General features: G+C 60.5%; 19 protein-coding genes and 1 tRNA gene. 11 read left to right on the plus strand and 9 right to left on the minus strand.

Annotated features, from left to right (window positions below):
* Positions 1 to 150 precede the first annotated feature (150 nt).
* Positions 151 to 1,302, plus strand: coding sequence for a cyclopropane fatty acyl phospholipid synthase (gene cfa / locus ACJ8J4_RS10390; protein ID WP_089180611.1), 1,152 nt, complete (start codon positions 151 to 153; stop codon positions 1,300 to 1,302).
* Positions 1,303 to 1,414: 112 nt separating this feature from the next.
* Here cfa and ACJ8J4_RS10395 read toward each other — a convergent pair whose 3' ends face one another.
* From ACJ8J4_RS10395 to tesA, 3 genes are all read right to left on the minus strand, one after another.
* Positions 1,415 to 2,269, minus strand: coding sequence for a co-chaperone YbbN (locus ACJ8J4_RS10395; RefSeq protein ID WP_025301810.1), 855 nt, complete (start codon positions 2,267 to 2,269; stop codon positions 1,415 to 1,417).
* A gap of 77 nt (positions 2,270 to 2,346) precedes the next feature.
* The gene (locus ACJ8J4_RS10400; protein ID WP_004940195.1) at positions 2,347 to 3,123 is read right to left on the minus strand and encodes an SDR family oxidoreductase; all 777 of its coding nucleotides are present in this window, start codon (positions 3,121 to 3,123) and stop codon (positions 2,347 to 2,349) included.
* 26 nt (positions 3,124 to 3,149) lie between these two features.
* A complete protein-coding gene (gene tesA / locus ACJ8J4_RS10405; protein ID WP_161781779.1) occupies positions 3,150 to 3,788 on the minus strand; it encodes a multifunctional acyl-CoA thioesterase I/protease I/lysophospholipase L1 in 639 nt (212 codons plus the stop codon).
* Here tesA and ybbA point away from each other — a divergent pair.
* The 3 genes from ybbA (at position 3,759) to ACJ8J4_RS10420 (ending at position 8,638) form a co-directional block, all read left to right on the plus strand.
* On the plus strand, positions 3,759 to 4,445 hold the full coding sequence (gene ybbA, locus ACJ8J4_RS10410) for a putative ABC transporter ATP-binding protein YbbA (RefSeq protein ID WP_025301812.1): 687 nt from the start codon (positions 3,759 to 3,761) through the stop codon (positions 4,443 to 4,445). The genes tesA and ybbA overlap by 30 nt on opposite strands.
* Complete coding sequence (ybbP, locus tag ACJ8J4_RS10415) at positions 4,442 to 6,874, plus strand: putative ABC transporter permease subunit YbbP (protein ID WP_025301813.1); 2,433 nt, start codon at positions 4,442 to 4,444, stop codon at positions 6,872 to 6,874. Before ybbA ends, ybbP begins: the two co-directional genes overlap by 4 nt.
* Positions 6,875 to 7,231: 357 nt before the next feature.
* Positions 7,232 to 8,638 carry a sugar porter family MFS transporter gene (locus ACJ8J4_RS10420; RefSeq protein ID WP_043135713.1) on the plus strand — a complete coding sequence of 469 codons (1,407 nt, stop codon included), beginning with the start codon at positions 7,232 to 7,234 and terminating at the stop codon, positions 8,636 to 8,638.
* Positions 8,639 to 8,701: 63 nt separating this feature from the next.
* Here ACJ8J4_RS10420 and purK read toward each other — a convergent pair whose 3' ends face one another.
* From purK to ppiB, 4 genes are all read right to left on the minus strand, one after another.
* Positions 8,702 to 9,769: a 5-(carboxyamino)imidazole ribonucleotide synthase gene (gene purK, locus ACJ8J4_RS10425; protein WP_197836502.1), complete on the minus strand. Its 1,068-nt coding sequence runs from the start codon at positions 9,767 to 9,769 to the stop codon at positions 8,702 to 8,704.
* The gene (purE, locus tag ACJ8J4_RS10430; protein WP_025301815.1) at positions 9,766 to 10,290 is read right to left on the minus strand and encodes a 5-(carboxyamino)imidazole ribonucleotide mutase; all 525 of its coding nucleotides are present in this window, start codon (positions 10,288 to 10,290) and stop codon (positions 9,766 to 9,768) included. The genes purK and purE overlap by 4 nt, the downstream gene beginning before the upstream one ends.
* A gap of 149 nt (positions 10,291 to 10,439) precedes the next feature.
* Positions 10,440 to 11,162 (minus strand): UDP-2,3-diacylglucosamine diphosphatase, encoded by a 723-nt coding sequence (locus ACJ8J4_RS10435; protein ID WP_043135719.1) that lies wholly within the window; start codon positions 11,160 to 11,162, stop codon positions 10,440 to 10,442.
* 10 nt (positions 11,163 to 11,172) lie between these two features.
* Positions 11,173 to 11,667, minus strand: coding sequence for a peptidylprolyl isomerase B (gene ppiB, locus ACJ8J4_RS10440; RefSeq protein WP_025301816.1), 495 nt, complete (start codon positions 11,665 to 11,667; stop codon positions 11,173 to 11,175).
* 308 nt (positions 11,668 to 11,975) lie between these two features.
* Here ppiB and cysS point away from each other — a divergent pair, with 308 nt between their 5' ends.
* The gene (gene cysS, locus ACJ8J4_RS10445) at positions 11,976 to 13,361 is read left to right on the plus strand and encodes a cysteine--tRNA ligase (RefSeq protein WP_033637393.1); all 1,386 of its coding nucleotides are present in this window, start codon (positions 11,976 to 11,978) and stop codon (positions 13,359 to 13,361) included.
* A gap of 61 nt (positions 13,362 to 13,422) precedes the next feature.
* Here the strand turns inward: cysS and ybcJ are convergent, their stop codons facing one another.
* The gene (ybcJ, locus tag ACJ8J4_RS10450; protein WP_033637394.1) at positions 13,423 to 13,635 is read right to left on the minus strand and encodes a ribosome-associated protein YbcJ; all 213 of its coding nucleotides are present in this window, start codon (positions 13,633 to 13,635) and stop codon (positions 13,423 to 13,425) included.
* A 10-nt stretch (positions 13,636 to 13,645) separates the two neighbouring features.
* On the minus strand, positions 13,646 to 14,512 hold the full coding sequence (gene folD, locus ACJ8J4_RS10455) for a bifunctional methylenetetrahydrofolate dehydrogenase/methenyltetrahydrofolate cyclohydrolase FolD (protein ID WP_016928798.1): 867 nt from the start codon (positions 14,510 to 14,512) through the stop codon (positions 13,646 to 13,648).
* Between the two features lie 205 nt (positions 14,513 to 14,717).
* Between folD and ACJ8J4_RS10460 the strand changes: the two genes are divergently transcribed.
* From ACJ8J4_RS10460 to ACJ8J4_RS10485, 6 genes are all read left to right on the plus strand, one after another.
* Positions 14,718 to 14,927: a hypothetical protein gene (locus ACJ8J4_RS10460; protein ID WP_025301819.1), complete on the plus strand. Its 210-nt coding sequence runs from the start codon at positions 14,718 to 14,720 to the stop codon at positions 14,925 to 14,927.
* The gene (locus ACJ8J4_RS10465; RefSeq protein WP_197836503.1) at positions 14,924 to 15,220 is read left to right on the plus strand and encodes a hypothetical protein; all 297 of its coding nucleotides are present in this window, start codon (positions 14,924 to 14,926) and stop codon (positions 15,218 to 15,220) included. Before ACJ8J4_RS10460 ends, ACJ8J4_RS10465 begins: the two co-directional genes overlap by 4 nt.
* Before the next feature lie 96 nt (positions 15,221 to 15,316).
* A tRNA-Arg gene (locus ACJ8J4_RS10470) sits at positions 15,317 to 15,393 on the plus strand.
* A 133-nt stretch (positions 15,394 to 15,526) separates the two neighbouring features.
* On the plus strand, positions 15,527 to 15,853 hold the full coding sequence (locus tag ACJ8J4_RS10475) for a gamma-glutamylcyclotransferase family protein (protein ID WP_049206185.1): 327 nt from the start codon (positions 15,527 to 15,529) through the stop codon (positions 15,851 to 15,853).
* Positions 15,854 to 15,962: 109 nt separating this feature from the next.
* Positions 15,963 to 16,106, plus strand: a complete 144-nt coding sequence (locus ACJ8J4_RS10480; protein WP_016928795.1) for a hypothetical protein — start codon at positions 15,963 to 15,965, stop codon at positions 16,104 to 16,106.
* 125 nt (positions 16,107 to 16,231) lie between these two features.
* Positions 16,232 to 17,764, plus strand: a complete 1,533-nt coding sequence (locus ACJ8J4_RS10485; protein WP_197835175.1) for a glycosyltransferase family 39 protein — start codon at positions 16,232 to 16,234, stop codon at positions 17,762 to 17,764.
* Positions 17,765 to 17,810: the final 46 nt, after the last annotated feature.

Consider the following 17,810-nt stretch of genomic DNA (forward strand, 5'->3'; position numbering starts at 1 on the left):
CTAAATGGCATGATTTCAATAATTTTTATTCATTTCATGCTGTTGCTCGCCTTGGCTAGAGTAAAAACACCCCCTGTATTTACCGTCAAAAAGTTGTCATTTTTATTTGCGACTATGCTTTTTGAAATGACATTTCGGCCAAGGATTGTTATGGATTCGCTCAGTGTTGATGAACTCGCCCAGAAGAAGGATCGTTGGTATCGCATTGTGGAGGAGATGTTGGCGGAAGCCGGCGTCGCCATCAACGGCCCGCGCGCCTGGGATATCCGGGTGCATAACCCGGCGCTGTTCAAACGCATTTTGCAGGAAGGCTCGCTCGGCTTCGGCGAAAGCTATATGGACGGCTGGTGGGAGTGCGAACGGCTGGACATGCTGTTCACCCGCATTCTGCAGGCCGGCGTCGATGAACGGTTGCCGAAAAGCCTGAGCGACATCGCGCGCATCGCCTATGCCCGGCTGTTCAATCGCCAATCGCGCAAGCGTGCCTGGCAGGTGGGCAAAGAGCACTACGACATCGGCAACGACCTGTTCCGGGCGATGCTCGATCCTTATATGCAATACTCCTGCGGCTACTGGAAAGAGGCGCAGACGCTGGAGCAGGCGCAGCAGGCCAAGCTCAGGATGATCTGCGAAAAACTGCAGTTGAAACCGGGCATGACGCTGCTGGATATCGGTTGCGGCTGGGGCGGATTGGCGCAGTTTGCGGCGCAAAACTACGGCGTCTCGGTGCACGGCGTGACCATTTCGGCCGAGCAGCAGAAGCTGGCGCAGGCACGCTGCGCCGGGCTGGACGTCGAGATCTTGCTGCAGGATTACCGCGATCTGGATCGTCAGTTTGATCGCATCGTGTCGGTCGGCATGTTCGAGCACGTCGGGCCGAAAAACTACGACACCTATTTCAGCGTCGCGGCGCGCAACCTGAAGCCCGACGGCCTGTTTTTGCTGCACACCATCGGTTCCAATCAAACCGATCTCAACGTCGACGCCTGGATAGACAAATACATCTTCCCCAACGGCTGCCTGCCTTCGGTGCGGCATATCGCCGAGGCCAGCGAAGGGCGTTTCGTGATGGAGGATTGGCACAACTTTGGCGCCGATTACGATCGCACGCTGATGGCCTGGCTGGAGAATTTCAAACGGGCGTGGCCGGATCTGATGGGCGGTTATTCCGAGCGCTTCGAACGCATGTTCACCTATTACCTGAACGCCTGCGCCGGCGCGTTCCGTTCGCGCAACATTCAGCTGTGGCAGGTGTTGTTCAGCCCGGCGGGCGTGGAGGGCGGGGTGCGGGTCTATCGCTAATCCCCGTCATATTTCAAGCTGGCTGCACGTTCGAGCCCTGGTCACTTAGTTATCTAAGCTCCCAGGGCTTTTCACATTTGCCGCCTGGATGCAGCTTCAAGTATGACGGATATCAGTACAGCAGGGAGTACAGCTGGCGGCGATATTTAGCGGCCAGCGCGTCGCCGGTGCCGAGCGCGGCCAGAATGTCCATCAGGGTTTTGCGCGCGCTGCCGTTGGCGGCGGCCAGATCTTTCTTCAGATGCCCCATCAGCAGTTCCAGCGCTTCTTCGTTACGCCCGACCTGATGCAGCTGCAGCGCCAGCTGCACCGCCAGTTCGACGTTGTCCGGCTGCTGCTGCACCTGTTGTTGCAGCTGCTGGATTTCCGGCGTGTCCGCCGCCTGCTTCAACAGTTCAATCTGCGCCACCAGGCCCTGATAGCGGGTATCGCGATCCTGCAGCGGGATGGTCGCCAGCACAGCTTCGGCATCTTCGCTGCGGCTGAGGGCGATCTGGGTTTCGGCCAACGTCAGACCGATGTCGCTGCGCTGCTGGCTGCTCTGCCAGGCGTCTTTCAGCAGCGGCAGCGCTTCGGCGGCGTTGCCGGCGGCCAGCAATTCTTGCGCCTGCGCCAGTTTCAGATCTTCTTCCTTCGGCAGGAAACGCTGCAGCAAGTCGCGGATCGCTTCTTCCGGCTGCGGGCCCTGGAAGCCATCGACCGGCTGACCGTCTTTAAACAGGTAGACCGTCGGAATCGAACGCAACCCGAATTGGGAGGCGATCATCTGTTCGGCGTCGCAGTCCACCTTGGCCAGAATGAACTGACCGGCGTATTCCGCCGCCAGCTTGTCCAGCACCGGCGTGAGCTGCAGGCAGTGTTGGCTGCGCTCGGACCAGAAGTAGAACAGCACCGGAATGGACATCGACTGTTCCAGCGTCTGGTGCAGGTTAGTTTCGTTAATATCAACAACAGCTTGAGCTAGCATCTTTTTTCTCTCTGATCGTGCGAAGCCATGGGGTGTAGATGGGGGCGCGCCGCCATTCTTCAACCCCGGCGGGCGAATTAAGCGTTGCTGCGCAGCAGCCAATCCAGACAGCGGCCCGGCAAAATGCGGCGCAGCACGCTCATGGCGTGCGCCAGCAGGGTCACCGGGTAGCGCAATTTGGCGCGCGGGCTTTCCAGCGCGTGGCGCAATTTGGGCAGAATGGCCTCCGGCGGCAGCGTCAGACGCTTGGCGATACCGGGATTGTGCACCGGCTTGTCGCTCTGCGCCTGGTTGACGTTCTGGCTAAAGTGGGTGGAGATCGGCCCCGGTTCGATCAGGCTGACCTGAATGCCGCTGCCGTGCAGCTCCATGCGCAGCGCGTCCGACCAGGCTTCCAGCGCGAACTTGCTGGCGGCGTAGGCGCCGCGCCCGGCGCTGGAAACCAGGCCCATCACCGAACTGGTCTGAATAATGCGCCCTTCGCCGTGCGGCAACATCGCGGGCAACAACAGTTGGGTCAGTTGGTGGGTGCCGAACAGGTTAGTGGCGAATTGCCGCTCAAGCTGGCTGCGCGAAATGCGGCTGAGCGGGCCGTAAACGCCGAAACCGCCGTTATTGAACAGGCCGTACAGGCGGCCGTCGGTCAGCGCGATCACCTCGGCGGCGGCGCGCTCGACGCTGGCGCTGTCGTCCAGATCCAGCTCGATGCCTTCCAGCCCGAGCTGGCGCATGTTTTCCACGTCCTGCGGTTTGCGGCAGGCAGCCAGCACCCGGTAGCCGCGGTTGCGCAGATCCTGCGCCGCAATCAAGCCAATCCCGCTGGAACAGCCGGTTATCAATACCGCTTTTTGCATAACTTTACCTAGTGTACGACCCTAATTTAGTGAGACTCATGTTTTACTAGAGGCTCCAGGCGCTCCGCCATCCAGGTGGCGATAAACGGCTGGGCATCCCCATTGGGGTGCAATCCGTCATCCTGCATCCATTCCGGCTTCACCACCACCTGTTCCATATAGAACGGCAGCAGCGGAATGTTGAACTGTTTGGCCAGCGCCGGGTAGACGGCGCCGAACGCTTCAGTATAGCGGCGGCCGTAGTTCGGCGGGATGCGGATCTGCATCAGCAGCGGCTGCGCGCCGGCTTGCTGCACCAACGTGATGATTTGGCCGAGATCGCGCTGTACGTCCTGCGCCGGGAAGCCGCGCAGGCCGTCGTTGGCGCCCAGCTCGATCAGCACCCAGCGCGGCTGATGGTGTTTCAGCAGCGCGGGCAGACGCGCCAGCCCCTGCGCGGCGGTGTCGCCGCTGATGCTGGCGTTGACCAGCTGCGGCGCGCCCGACTTTTTCTGCCACTGTTCGGCCAACAGCGTCGGCCACGCCCGCTCGATCGGCAGGCGGTAGCCGGCGCTTAAACTGTCGCCCAAAATCAACAAGGTATCGGCGGCGGCAGCGCGTAAACTGAATAATCCCAACAGCAAAAGGAAGGGAAGATGCCAGCGGAAAACGTTCTTGAAGTTCATCATCTTAGTAAACACGTTGGTCAGGGTGAGCATCAGCTCACCATCCTTACCGGAGTCGAGCTGCTTGTCAAACCCGCGCAGACGATCGCTCTGATCGGCGAATCCGGATCGGGGAAATCGACCTTGCTGGGCATTTTGGCCGGGCTGGATGACGGCAGCGAAGGCGAGGTGCGCTTGCTCGGCGAGTCGCTGACCGCGCTGGACGAAGAGGGGCGCGCCGCGCTGCGCGCCAGGAATGTCGGCTTCGTGTTTCAGTCGTTCATGCTGGTGCCGACGCTGAACGCGCTGGAGAACGTGCAGCTGCCGGCGCTGTTGCGCGGCGAGAGCGACAGACAGAGCCGCGAGCAGGCGGTGCAGCTGCTCGATCAGTTGGGGCTGGGGAAACGGCTCGATCACCTGCCGGCGCAGCTGTCCGGCGGCGAGCAGCAGCGCGTGGCGCTGGCGCGCGCCTTCAGCGGCCGACCGCGGGTGCTGTTCGCCGATGAACCGACCGGCAACCTCGATCGTCAGACCGGCGATCGCATCGCCGACCTGCTGTTTTCCCTCAACCGCGATTTTGACACTACCCTGATCCTGGTGACCCATGACGAAACCCTGGCGGCGCGCTGCCAGCGGCGGCTGCGGCTGCGTGAAGGCAAGCTGTGGGAGGAAGCATGATCTGGCGCTGGTTCTGGCGCGAATGGCGCTCGCCGTCGCTGCTGATCGTTTGGTTGGCGTTGACGCTCTCCGTGGCCTGCGTGCTGGCGCTGGGCAGCATCAGCGATCGCATGGACAAAGGGCTCAGCCAGCAGAGCCGTGACTTTATCGCCGGCGATCGGGTGTTGCGCAGCGCGCATCCGGTGCCGGAAGGCTGGCTGCTGGACGCGCAGCAACAGGGGCTGAAGGTGAGTCGTCAGCTGTCGTTCACCACCATGACCTATGCCGGCGATCGGCCGCAGCTGGCGGACGTGAAAGCCACCGATCTGGCCTATCCGCTGTACGGCAAGCTGGAAACGCGCCCGGCCAACATCCAGCCCGAACCGGGCAGCGTGCTGGTGGCGCCGCGTTTGCTGGCGCTGCTGAACGTGAAAGTGGGGGATTCGCTCGAGGTGGGCGACACCACGCTGCGCATCGCCGGTGAAATCATTCAGGAGCCGGACGCCGGCTTCAACCCGTTCCAGACCGCGCCGCGCATCATGATCAACCTGGCGGACGTCGATAAGACCGGCGCAGTGCAGCCGGGCAGCCGGTTGACCTACCGCTACATGTTCGCCGGCGCCGAGCCGGATATTCAGCGTTACGAAGCGCGGTTGACGCCGCAGTTGACGCCGGATCAGCGCTGGTTCGGGCTACAGGAGTCCGGCAGCGCGCTCGGCAAGTCGCTGCAGCGCTCCCAACAGTTCCTGCTGCTGTCGGCTCTGCTGACGCTGCTGTTGTCGATCGCCGCTGTGGCGGTGGCGATGAGCCACTATTGCCGCAGCCGCTACGATCTGATTGCGGTGCTGAAAACTCTTGGTGCCGGGCGCGGCGCGCTGCGTAAATTGATCGTCGGCCAGTGGCTGGCGGTGATGGCGCTGGCGGCGGTGTGCGGCGGGGCGATCGGGCTGGCGTTCGAAGCGCTGCTGATTCGCCTGCTGAAACCGGTGTTGCCGGCTGCATTGCCCGCCGCCGGCGCCTGGCCGTGGCTGTGGGCGCTCGGCGCGTTGGTGCTGATTTCGCTGCTGGTCGGGTTGCGGCCGTATCGCCAACTGCTGGCTACCCAGCCGCTGCGGGTGCTGCGCCGCGATGTGGTGGCCAACGTCTGGCCGCTGCGCTACTTCCTGCCGGTGACGGTGGCGATCGTGGTGGCGCTGTTGGTGACGCTGATGGGGGCCAGCACGCTGCTGTGGGCGATCCTGGCGGGTATGGCGGTACTGGCGCTGCTGCTGGGCGGCATCGGCTGGGGCAGCCTGCTGCTGCTGCGCCGCATCACGCTCAAGAGCCTGGCGCTGCGGCTGGCGGTCAACCGCCTGCTGCATCAGCCGTGGGTAACCATCAGCCAGCTGGCGGCGTTCTCGCTGTCGTTCATGCTGCTGGCGCTGCTGTTGGTGCTGCGCGGCGATCTGCTCGAACGCTGGCAGCAACAGCTGCCGCCGGACAGCCCGAACTATTTCCTGCTCAACATGACCGAGGCGCAGGTGCCGCAGGTGAAAACCTTCCTGCAGCAGCACCAGATCAAACCGGAAACCTATTACCCGATCGTCCGGGTGCGCCTGACCGAGATAAACCAGCAGGTGGCGACCGAACGGGTGCATGAAGACGATCCGGGCGGCGAGGCGGTGAACCGTGAGCTGAACCTGACCTGGCTGGCCGAACTGCCGGATCACAATCCGTTGGTGGCGGGCAATTGGCCGCCGAAAAGCGGCGAAGTCTCGATGGATGAAGGTATCGCCGGGCGGCTGAAGATCACGCTGGGCGACACGCTGACCTTCAGCGGCGATACCCAGGCGTTCAGCGCCAAAGTCACCAGCCTGCGCCAGGTGGATTGGGAAAGCCTGAAGCCGAACTTTTACTTTATCTTCCCGCCGGGCGCGCTGGACGGCCAGCCGCAGACCTGGCTCACCAGCTTCCGCTACGACGGCGACGGCCAGATGCTGACCCAGCTCAACCGTCAGTTCCCAACGCTCAGCCTGCTGGACATCGGCGCGATCCTGAAACAGGTCGGCGGCGTGCTGCAACAGGTCAGCCGCGCGCTGGAGGTGATGGTGGTTCTGGTGGTGCTGTGCGGCGGCCTACTGCTGCTGGCACAGGTGCAGGTCGGCATGCGTCAGCGCCGCCAGGAGCTGGTGGTGTACCGCACGCTGGGGGCCGGCAAACGGCTGCTGCGCCGCACGCTGTGGTGCGAGTTCGCCCTGCTGGGGCTGGTGGCGGGCATCGCGGCGGCGGTAGGCGCCGAGGCGGCGCTGTGGCTGCTGCAGAGCCGGGTGTTTGACTTCCCGTGGACGCCGACGCCGGTGCTGTGGTGGGCGCTGCCGCTGGCCAGCGCGCTGCTGCTGTCGCTGTGCGGCGGCTGGCTGGGCGTGCGCCTGCTGCGCGGCCGGGCGTTGTTCCGCAGTTATGAGGGCTGATCTTGCTGTCGCAGGTCCGTTGCCGCCAAGCGTGGCCGGGCCTGCCGTTTTTCTTGGGCGCGTTACTGGCGCTATTCCTCTTCATGCCTATCTTGAGTGAAATCGATTACACTTATATTGTGTCAATACGGCTACCTTTGATAATCGGTGCAACGGATATCAGGTCGGTTTCGCCTGTTTTATGCATTAATTTATAGGGTTGTGCATAAATTAAGCGACTTTATCCACCTTGAAAAACAGCATATCCATTTTTAATGGAATGTAACCGTTTTCACTAATGTGATCGCACTCACTTATCTTCGACGCATTGCCTCCTATCATGTCGCACACTGATGACCGTTTTCTCCTGGAGGCTGTATGAGCGATACCGTCAAAGTGACACCGGCGGAGAAAAGCCCGACTCATGTCGGCATGACTTTTTTCGTCTGTTTTTTAGCCGCCTTGGCCGGCCTGCTGTTCGGTCTTGATATCGGCGTGATCGCCGGCGCCCTGCCGTTTATTACCGAGACTTTTCAGATCACCAGCTCTCAGCAGGAGTGGGTGGTCAGCTCAATGATGTTTGGCGCCGCCGTCGGCGCTATCGGCAGCGGCTGGATGAACTTCCGGCTGGGGCGCAAATACAGTTTGATGATCGGCGCTATCCTCTTCGTGGCGGGATCGCTGTGTTCTGCGTTCGCCCCCAACGTGGAGGTGTTGATCGTTTCACGTATTCTGCTGGGATTGGCGGTGGGGATCGCTTCTTATACCGCGCCGATTTATCTTTCTGAAATCGCGCCGGAGAAAATCCGTGGCAGCATGATCTCGATGTATCAATTGATGATCACCATCGGCATTCTGGCCGCTTACCTGTCTGATACGGCATTCAGCTATACCGGTGCCTGGCGCTGGATGTTGGGCGTCATCACCATCCCGGCCGGGCTGTTGTTGGTCGGCGTGTTCTTTTTACCTGACAGCCCGCGGTGGTTGGCCTCGCGCAATCGTCATGAGCAGGCGCGTCAGGTGTTGGAGAAGCTGCGCGACAGCAGTGCCCAGGCGCAGTATGAACTGAATGAAATTCGTGAAAGCCTCAAACTGAAGCAAAGCGGTTGGGCGTTGTTCAAAGGCAATAAAAATTTCCGCCGCGCGGTTTTCCTTGGCATTCTTCTTCAGGTGATGCAGCAGTTCACCGGGATGAACGTCACCATGTATTACGCGCCGAAGATTTTCGGTCTGGCGGGCTTCGCCAGTACGGAACAGCAGATGTGGGGCACGGTGATCGTCGGTCTGGTCAACGTGCTGGCCACCTTTATCGCTATTGGGCTGGTAGACCGCTGGGGCCGCAAGCCCACTTTGATCCTTGGGTTTATCGTGATGGCCGTCGGCATGGGGGCGCTGGGAACCATGATGAACATCGGCATGAACTCGGCGGCGGAGCAATATTTCGCCATCGTCATGCTGCTGATGTTTATCGTCGGCTTTGCCATGAGTGCCGGCCCGCTGATTTGGGTGCTGTGCTCAGAGATCCAGCCATTGAAAGGCCGCGATTTCGGCATCACCTGTTCCACCGCCACTAACTGGATCGCCAATATGATCGTGGGGGCGACATTCCTGACCATGCTGAATTCGTTGGGTAGCGCTCACACCTTTTGGGTCTATGCGGGGCTTAACGTGCTGTTTGTTTTCATCACGCTGGCGCTGATCCCGGAAACGAAAAATATTTCTCTGGAACATATTGAACGCAATCTGATGGCCGGCAAACCGTTGCGCAACATCGGCTCGCGTTGATCTTTGCGGCAAAAAAAAGGTTCAGCCTGGGCTGAACCTTCTTCTTTTCGGCGGTATAAACCGTTAAGCCAGCTTCTGCTGTGCCCAGGCCAGCCCGCTTTGGTATTCACCCGGCAGTAGCGGTGCCAGCGCCTGCAGCGCCTGGCGCAGATCGGCGGCGCTCGTGTCGTTCAGATTGAGGTGGCCGACCTTGCGGCCCGGGCGCACCTCTTTCTCATACCAGTGCAGATGCACCAGCGGCAGCGACAGCCACTGTTCGTTGACGGCGGTGCCGATCAGGTTGACCATCACCGACGGCGTGCTCACCACCGGCTGCGGCAGCGGCAGGCCGAGAATCGCGCGCAGGTGCAATTCGAACTGGCTGATGGACGCGCCGTTTTGCGTCCAGTGGCCGCTGTTGTGCACGCGCGGCGCCAGTTCGTTGATCAGCAGCCGATCGCCGACGATAAAGCACTCCATCGCCATCACGCCGACGTAGTTCAGCTCGTTCAGGATCGCCGCCAGCATCTGCTCGGCCTGTTGCTGCAGTGCCGGGTTGGGCTGCGGCAGCGCCACGCTGGTGCGCAGGATGCCGTCTTCATGCAGGTTGTGGGTCAGCGGGTAGAATACCGAACGGCCGTCGTGGCCGCGCGCGCCCACCAGCGACACTTCGCCGGAGAAATTGATGCCTTGCTCGACGATGCACTCGCCATAGGCGTCGGCCGGCAGTTCGGCTTCCTGGCCCGGGCGCAAGCGCCATTGGCCGCGGCCGTCATAGCCGCCGACCCGGCGTTTGACGATCGCCAGCTCGCCCAGCGCAGCGAACACCTGCGGCCATTCGGCGGCGCTCGCCAGCAGCTGCCACGGCGCGGTCGCCAGGCCGAGCTGGTCGAGCAGCTGTTTTTGCGTCAGGCGATCCGCCAGACGCGGGAAGATGTCACGGTTGACGAAGGCGCTGTGGGTCGCCAGCTCGCGCGTCAGCGCGGTTTCTGGCCAGCGTTCGATCTCGGCGGTAATGACGCTGTTCTGATACGGCACCGCTTCAGGTTCGGCATCGATGCCGACAGGGTAGACGGCGATGCCCAGCGGTTCGCCGGCCTGGCGCAGCATGCGCCCCAGTTGGCCGTTGCCCAGTACGCAAACCGGCTTCATGCGTCCTCCCGCGGATCGGGGTGGTTCAAGACGTCTTCGGTCTGCGCCTGACGCCAGTCCGCCAAACGCTGCGCCAGCGCGGCGTCGTGCAGCGCCAGGATCTGCATCGCCAGCAGCCCGGCGTTGGCGGCGCCGGCTTTGCCGATCGCCAGCGTGCCCACCGGAATGCCGCGCGGCATCTGTACGATGGAGTACAGGCTGTCTACGCCGCTCAGCGCGGCGCTTTGCACCGGCACACCCAGCACCGGCACCAGGGTTTTCGCCGCCAGCATGCCCGGCAGGTGCGCCGCACCGCCGGCGCCGGCGATGATCACGTCAAAGCCGTTGGCGGCAGCCTGCTCGGCGAAGCTGAACAGCTTGTCCGGCGTGCGGTGAGCGGAAACGACTTCGACATGGAAGGGGACATCGAGCTGGGTCAGGACTTCGGCGGCGAACTGCATGGTGGCCCAGTCACTTTTCGATCCCATTACAATTGCGATTTTAGCCCCGGTAGTGGCGGCTGAAGCGGCGTTGGCTCCCATGGGTGTAAGGCTCCTGTGATTTTTCTGGCGTCGGCTGAGGGCCGAATGAGGGCGTAGAGCATACCATGAGCGCACGGCGAGGAAAACGGTTGCGTCGCCGGTTTTCACCGTCGAAAGCGCGAATTTTTACTCGCGCGCCAGTGCGGAATTCAGAATGGGAATGAGATCAGCTCGACGGCGTCGGCGCTGACTTTGATCATCGATCCTTCGACGTGCCAGGCACCCAGCACCGCGCGATGGGCTTCGCCGTTGCTCAATGCCAGCCGGTGCACCGCCGGGCGATGGGTATGGCCGTGGATCATCCAGTGCACGTCGTGGCGCAGCATGGTTTGCTCGACCGCCTGCGGGTTGACGTCCATGATGGCGTCCGACTTGTACTGGTTGGATTGCTGGCTGCGGGCGCGCATCTTGGCGGCGATCTTCAGTCGCCAGCGCAGCGGCATCGCGAGGAACAGTTTTTGAATCAGCGGGTTGTGCACTTTACGGCGGAATTGCTGATAGGCTTGATCGTCAGTGCACAGGGTGTCGCCGTGCAGGATCAGGATCCTGCGGCCGTACAGCTCCAGCACTTTCTCTTCCGGCAGCAGCTGCATGCCGCTGGCGCGGGCGAAGCGTTTGCCGAGCAGAAAATCACGGTTGCCGTGGATGAAATAGCAGGGCACGCCGGCCTGTTGCAGCGTTTTCAGCGCCGCGGCGATCTCCGCGTGCAGCGGCTCGGGATCGTCGTCGCCGATCCAGGCTTCAAACAGGTCGCCGAGGATGTACAGCGCGTCGGCGTGCACCGCTTCGCGCCGTAAAAAACGCAGAAAACCGGCAGTGATTGCCGGTTCCTGTGCGCACAAGTGCAGATCTGCGATGAACAGCGTACTCATGCAGCCGCGATTACTCGCTGACGGTCACGCTGTTGATCACGACGTCTTCTACCGGTACGTCCTGGTGCATGCCGCTGCGGCCGGTTTTCACGCCTTTGATCTTGTTGACCACGTCCATGCCTTCAACCACTTCTGCAAACACGCAGTAGCCCCAACCTTGCGCGTTTTCGCCGCGGAAGTTCAGGAAGTCGTTGTCAGCCACGTTGATGAAGAACTGTGCGGTGGCGGAGTGCGGATCGTTGGTACGTGCCATTGCCAGGGTGCCGATGGTGTTTTTCAGACCGTTGTTGGCTTCGTTCTTGATAGTCGCGTTGGTCGCTTTCTGGTTCATGCCCGGCTCGAAACCGCCGCCCTGGATCATGAAGCCGTTGATCACACGGTGGAAGATGGTGTTGTCGTAGAAACCGGCGCGGCAGTAGTTCAGGAAGTTTTCAACGGTAACCGGCGCTTTGTCAGCAAAGGTCTTGATAACGATATCGCCGTGATTGGTGTGGAAAGTAACCATAGTTTTAATCCTAACAAGGTGAAGTGAGACGTCACGTAAAGCGAGTGAACATTCAGACCGCCCTTATAACATATCCGCCCTAGCGAGTCAGCAGCGGCTCAACCGCGCACTGTCTGTGGTAATTGTGTTTATGTTATATTATAACAATTGCGCTGACCGCCGAATTTTGCGCGTTTTCTTCGCGTGAAGCCAGCAAAGCATGGCCTTAACCTTGCAATAGATCAGGCTTCAGGTTTCAATACGCTACCGGGCGGAAACCTGAAGCCCGGTTATCTTTTTTGTTATCACGCACACCACGGAATCTCCCGATGCTAAAGATTTTTAATACCCTGAGTCGTCAAAAAGAGGAATTCAAACCCATTCATGCCGGGAAAGTGGGCATGTACGTGTGCGGGGTAACCATTTATGACCTGTGTCACATCGGCCACGGTCGTACCTTTGTCGCTTTCGACGTGGTGGCGCGTTACCTGCGCTATCTCGGCTATTCGCTGAACTACGTGCGCAACGTCACCGACGTGGACGACAAAATCATCCGCCGCGCGGCGGAAAATCATGAGACCTGCGACCAGCTGACCGAACGCATGCTGGCGGAAATGCACGCCGACTTCGACGCGCTGCTGATCGATCGTCCGGATCAAGAGCCGCGCGCGACCCAGCATATCGCCGAGATCATCGAGATCACGCAGCGCCTGATCGATCGCGATCACGCCTATGTGGCCAGCAACGGCGACGTGATGTTCTCCATCGACAGCGATCCGCAATACGGGCTGTTGTCGCGCCAGGATCTGGATCAGCTGCAGGCCGGCGCGCGCGTGGAAATCGACGACGTGAAGCGCAACCCGATGGACTTCGTGCTGTGGAAAATGTCCAAGCCGGGCGAGCCGAGCTGGCAGTCGCCGTGGGGGCCGGGCCGTCCGGGCTGGCATATCGAATGCTCCGCCATGAACTGCAAACAGCTGGGCACCCACTTCGACATCCACGGCGGCGGTTCCGATCTGATGTTCCCGCACCACGAGAACGAGATCGCGCAGTCGAGCTGCGCCCACGACGGCCCGTACGTCAATTACTGGATGCACTCCGGCATGGTGATGATCGACAAAGAGAAGATGTCCAAATCGCTGGATAACTTCTTCACCATCCGCGACGTGCTCGGCCATTACGATGCGGAAACGGTGCGTTACTTCCTGATGTCCGGCCACTATCGCAGCCAGCTGAACTACAGCGAAGAGAACCTCAAGCAGGCGCGCACCGCGCTGGAGCGCCTCTATACCGCGCTGCGCGGCACCGATGCCGACGCCGCACCGGCCGGCGGCGAAGCGTTCGAAGCCCGTTTCCGCGAAGCGATGGACGACGACTTCAATACCCCGGAAGCCTACTCGGCGCTGTTCGATCTGGCGCGCGAGGTTAACCGCCTCAAGGGTGAAGACATGGCGGCTGCCAACGGCATGGCGGCGGAACTGCGCAAGCTGGCGAAAGTGCTCGGCCTGCTGCAGCAGGAGCCGGAGCAGTTCCTGCAAGGGGGCGCTCAGGTTGATGACGGCGAAGTAGCGGAGATTGAAGCGCTGATCAAACAGCGTAACGAAGCGCGTGCCGCCAAAGACTGGGCGCTGGCGGATGCCGCTCGCGATCGGTTGAACGAGATGAACATCGTGCTGGAAGACGGCCCGCAGGGCACCACCTGGCGCCGTAAATAATCCGGCCGCAGGGAAAAACAAAAAAGGCGCTGAATTCAGCGCCTTTTTCTATGGCAGCGGGTTAGGGTTTAACCATGACCTTGCCGCCGTTGAACTCCACCACCTGATCGGCGACGATCTTGCAGCGCTTGCGGGTTTCGACCTTGCCGTCGACTTTCACCTGCCCTTCAGCGATCACTTCTTTGGCGGCGCCGCCGCTTTCACACCAGCCCTGGAACTTCAGCAGATCGCACAGTTCGACGTGGGGATGATTGTCCAGATTGAAAATTTCCATACTGCCTTACTTATTTAGGTTGAACGTCGTGATATTCCTCGCAGGCCTGCAAGGTATTTTGGATCAGTGTAGCAACGGTCATCGGGCCAACGCCACCCGGCACCGGGGTGATGTAGGCGGCGCGCTCGCTGGCGGCGTCGAAATCGACATCGCCCACCACTTTACCGCTTTCCAAGCGGTTGATGCCGACGTCCACCACGATGGCGCCCGGTTTGATCCAGTCGCCCGGAATGAAGCCCGGTTTGCCGACCGCCACCACCAGCAGATCGGCGTTCTCGACGTGATGACGCAGATTCTTGGTGAAGCGGTGGGTGACGGTGGTGGTGCAGCCGGCCAGCAGCAGCTCCATGCTCATCGGGCGACCGACGATGTTGGACGCGCCGACCACCACGGCATTCAGGCCGTAGGTATCGATGTTATAACGCTCCAGTAGGGTAACGATGCCGCGCGGCGTGCACGGTCGCAGCTTAGGCGCGCGCTGGCACAGGCGGCCGACGTTGTACGGGTGGAAGCCGTCGACGTCTTTGTCCGGGTGGATGCGTTCCAGCACCTTGACGTTATCGATGCCGGCCGGCAGCGGCAGCTGCACCAGAATGCCGTCGATTTCTGCGTCGGCGTTCAGCTGGTCGATCAACGCCAGCAGCTCGGCTTCACTGGTGGCAGCGGGCAGGTCGTAGGAGCGGGAAAGGAAGCCGACTTCATCGCAGGCGCGGCGCTTGCTGGCGACGTAAATTTGCGAAGCCGGATTCTCGCCGACCAACACAACCGCCAGCCCTGGGGCGCGCTTGCCGGCCGCCAGACGTTGTTTCACTTGCTCAGCCACTTCGTTTCTAACCTGCTGCGCAATCGTTTTACCATCAATAATCTTTGCTGACATCAGTGTGGAAATCCATCAATTAAGAAAAGCGGGGATGCCGCTATTCTGGCAGAAGCTGAGCGCGCTGTCAGGCGCAGAATCACCCTCGCGGCCGTTGCCAATGCCGATTTACGCTTTTTTTATATCGGCCTCAGGATCCTCTACGCCATTTTTACCTGCATTTGCATACGCTGGGGCCATACACAGGGCGAAAGAGGGCAGGATCATGAGAGCGATAACCCGGCTTTATCCGTTGCATCATCAACCTGATCAGCAACCGGCGGAGCCTAAACACGTAGGGGAGACGGTGTTCGATTCTTCACGGCATCCGGCGGGCAGTGCGCAACTCACCGCGCTGCATCAGCTCGGCCAGCACCAGGCAGCGCCGTCGTGGCGGGCGCGCCTGAGCGCGCTGTGGCGGAAGCTGTGCGCATGAACGGCAGCGCATGGGGAGGTTGCGCGCTATTGCTGGCTTGGGCGCTGTGGAGCCAGGCATCCTTAAACAGCGCACGCCCTGACTCCGCATTGGGGGAAAGGGGGGAAGCGACCTGCAATATGCAGGTGGTTGAGCATGCCGATTGGGGGGATATTGCCGCAGTGGTACAGTCTACGCGCCTTTGTCTGCGGCGGGGCGGTGGGCGGCAAGAGGCTGAGCGCACACCAGGCGATACCGCGGTCGACCTGGCGCACCGTAACATAGCGCGGGCGCTGGCGGAAAAAACGCCATAAAGCGCCGTCGCCGCCGTAACGTCATGAAAAGGCATTGACTCGCTAACCTCTGACCGTATAATCGCAACCCGCAACCACAGGTTGCCGCATCTCAATGCGCCCTTAGCTCAGTTGGATAGAGCAACGGCCTTCTAAGCCGTAGGTCATAGGTTCGAATCCTATAGGGCGTGCCATTACTTCCTTGATTTTCTTCCCCCCGACTTGTTCCCTCAAAAATTCGACTGCGTAATCCATACTCTCGTTGGCTCGCCATTGAGCGCCATGCTATGTTCGTTCGCTAACTTTTAGTCAGTGGCAGAGAGCAACATGCAAAGCTTATTCGTTTACGGCACCCTGGGGCCGGGCAGACCCAACGCGCACATTATGGAAGCCATCGGCGGCAGCTGGGAAGAAGGCAGCGTCGGCGGATCGCTGCTTAACGAAGGCTGGGGCGCCGAGATGGGCTACCCAGGCATCGTGTTGGATAACAGCGGCAATCGCGTGAACGGTTTTCTGTTCCGTTCAGCTAATCTCGTCAACCACTGGCCGACTCTCGATGCGTTCGAAGGTGAGGGGTATGAACGGGTGGCGGTCAGCGTCTCCACCGCCGGCGGCGAAACCGTCGATTCGTTTATCTACATGTTGAAGAAATGAGATGAAGCCGCCTCGCTGAGTGAGTGCGAGGCGCTTGACCCGCCGGCAATTGAACTTTCGTTTATTTTGCCGCGCTACAATAGGCGAAAATTTCCCCATGGAGCCTATCGTGCGCAAATCCAGATTCCTGCTCGTGACCTTGCTGTGCCTGTGCGCCGCCGCCGTGCTGTACGTCATGGCTTACCGGGCGTTGGGGCATTACCTCAGCGACGGGGAGAAAGCCTACCCGGATATCAGCGTTGAAATCCGCTGAGGGCCGTGCGGCGCCGCGGTGATTGCACCGACTTTTTCGCACTGATTTACCCGCCATTTACCCGCCGTCGGCAATGATGACGCTGCGTCTCCACACGGTGTGGTTCTCTTGGGCGGAATGCCGTTATGTCACTGCAGCAGGTATCGAATTTTTCTTTGAGCAACAACGGCTTAAAGGGCATCGGTTACAAACATTACGCGTTGGCGATCGTGGCGTTTTCGGCGATCGTGCGATTTATTTCCTTATCAGATCGGTATTTTTGGTGCGATGAAGCCTCCAGCGTACTGACCAGCCGCTATGACGTGGGCGCTTTGCTGTACCACGCTTCTTTCGATGTTCACCCGCCGCTTTATTACCTGTTGCTGCATGGCTGGATGGCGCTGTTTGGCGACGGCATCATGGCGGCCCGCTCGCTGAGCCTGGTGTTCGGCGTAATGACGGTGGCGCTGGCGATGCGTTTTACCCGTTGGTTGACCAATGAGCGGGCGGCGCTGATAGCGGGGTGGCTGATGGCAATCATGCCGATGGCGGTGCGTTACAGCCAGGAGGCGCGCATGTACGCGCTGATGGGGATGCTGGCGATCGCCGCCGCCATGGCGTTGGCGAAGTGGCTGAAAACGCCGGATAACCACCGTTACCTGGCGCTGTATGCGTTATTGATGACGCTGAGCTTTTATACCCACTACTTCACGATTTTTACGCTGATCGCTCACTGGCTGGTGCTGCTGGCGCTGTCGTGCCGCCGCGAAGGCGTACGTTACATCAAGCAGCCGGCGTGGTGGCTGGCCAATGTGGCGATCGGGGTGGCCTACATTCCCTGGCTGCTGGTGCTGTTCAATCTGCTGGCGCATATCGCCGAGCTGCGGGTCGGCGGCGACGTCGGTTGGATCCCCCAGGTTTCCTGGGGCGATCTGCCGGCGATGTATTGGCGTTTTCTCACTGGGCATGATGGCAGCAATTATCCGACGGTCATTCTCTGGCTGCTGCCGGCGATGTTTATCGCCTTATGTTCATTGCTACTGTGGCGGCGGGAGACGCCGAGAACATTCTCGCTGCTGCTGCTCGGCGGCATTCTGATCCCGGTGACGTTGGTATTCGCCATTTCCTGGCGCTCGCCGCTGTTTGTCGATCGCTACCTCTATTCGGCCGCGCTGGGCATTCCGCTGGTGTTGGGCGTGCTGATCGCCGGCACGAAAAGCCGGGTGCGCGGGATTTCTTTGCTGCTGTTCTTCAGTTTGCTGTTCGGCTGCGGCGTGCGTAACGATTACCCGGTCGAGAAAGATGAGTTCAAAGTGATGGTGCACTACATCAACAGTCTCTATCAGCCTAACGATGCGGTGGTGGTCAGCAACATGTTCAACTACCTGAGCTATGTGTATTACAACAAGCAGGGCTATCGCGCCCTGTTGTATACCCCGGCCAGGCCCAACGGCATTTCGGGCAAGCCCAATGCCTATGGTTTCGGCACCTTTTTCCACGATCGGGCGGCGCAGACTTACGTCGATAATCTCAGCGCGTTAGCGAAAGGCCATCGCCGGGTCTGGCTGGTCAGCGGCGGCGATTTCAATCAGGACTTCGGCCGTTCGCCGCCGGGATGGGTCAATACCGGCACCTTCAAGAGCGGCGGCTTTGAGTCACGCCTGTTCGTGGTGCGTTGAGAAAAATGTCATATTTCCCATTCGGCGTTACATCTGGCCGAGCAAA

It is taken from the genome of Serratia sp. CY47280 (assembly GCF_052168655.1).
Lineage (GTDB): Bacteria > Pseudomonadota > Gammaproteobacteria > Enterobacterales > Enterobacteriaceae > Serratia > Serratia bockelmannii.

Excerpts from the sequence above, each read along its gene's own strand:
- cfa (WP_089180611.1), top strand. The coding sequence starts at position 151 with ATGGATTCGCTCAGTGTTGATGAACTCGCCCAGAAGAAGGATCGTTGG.
- ACJ8J4_RS10395 (WP_025301810.1), bottom strand. The coding sequence starts at position 2,269 with ATGCTAGCTCAAGCTGTTGTTGATATTAACGAAACTAACCTGCACCAG.
- ACJ8J4_RS10400 (WP_004940195.1), bottom strand. The coding sequence starts at position 3,123 with ATGCAAAAAGCGGTATTGATAACCGGCTGTTCCAGCGGGATTGGCTTG.
- ybbA (WP_025301812.1), top strand. The coding sequence starts at position 3,759 with ATGCCAGCGGAAAACGTTCTTGAAGTTCATCATCTTAGTAAACACGTT.
- tesA (WP_161781779.1), bottom strand. The coding sequence starts at position 3,788 with ATGAACTTCAAGAACGTTTTCCGCTGGCATCTTCCCTTCCTTTTGCTG.
- ybbP (WP_025301813.1), top strand. The coding sequence starts at position 4,442 with ATGATCTGGCGCTGGTTCTGGCGCGAATGGCGCTCGCCGTCGCTGCTG.
- ACJ8J4_RS10420 (WP_043135713.1), top strand. The coding sequence starts at position 7,232 with ATGAGCGATACCGTCAAAGTGACACCGGCGGAGAAAAGCCCGACTCAT.
- purK (WP_197836502.1), bottom strand. The coding sequence starts at position 9,769 with ATGAAGCCGGTTTGCGTACTGGGCAACGGCCAACTGGGGCGCATGCTG.
- purE (WP_025301815.1), bottom strand. The coding sequence starts at position 10,290 with ATGGGAGCCAACGCCGCTTCAGCCGCCACTACCGGGGCTAAAATCGCA.
- ACJ8J4_RS10435 (WP_043135719.1), bottom strand. The coding sequence starts at position 11,162 with ATGAGTACGCTGTTCATCGCAGATCTGCACTTGTGCGCACAGGAACCG.
- ppiB (WP_025301816.1), bottom strand. The coding sequence starts at position 11,667 with ATGGTTACTTTCCACACCAATCACGGCGATATCGTTATCAAGACCTTT.
- cysS (WP_033637393.1), top strand. The coding sequence starts at position 11,976 with ATGCTAAAGATTTTTAATACCCTGAGTCGTCAAAAAGAGGAATTCAAA.
- ybcJ (WP_033637394.1), bottom strand. The coding sequence starts at position 13,635 with ATGGAAATTTTCAATCTGGACAATCATCCCCACGTCGAACTGTGCGAT.
- folD (WP_016928798.1), bottom strand. The coding sequence starts at position 14,512 with ATGTCAGCAAAGATTATTGATGGTAAAACGATTGCGCAGCAGGTTAGA.
- ACJ8J4_RS10460 (WP_025301819.1), top strand. The coding sequence starts at position 14,718 with ATGAGAGCGATAACCCGGCTTTATCCGTTGCATCATCAACCTGATCAG.
- ACJ8J4_RS10465 (WP_197836503.1), top strand. The coding sequence starts at position 14,924 with ATGAACGGCAGCGCATGGGGAGGTTGCGCGCTATTGCTGGCTTGGGCG.
- ACJ8J4_RS10475 (WP_049206185.1), top strand. The coding sequence starts at position 15,527 with ATGCAAAGCTTATTCGTTTACGGCACCCTGGGGCCGGGCAGACCCAAC.
- ACJ8J4_RS10485 (WP_197835175.1), top strand. The coding sequence starts at position 16,232 with ATGTCACTGCAGCAGGTATCGAATTTTTCTTTGAGCAACAACGGCTTA.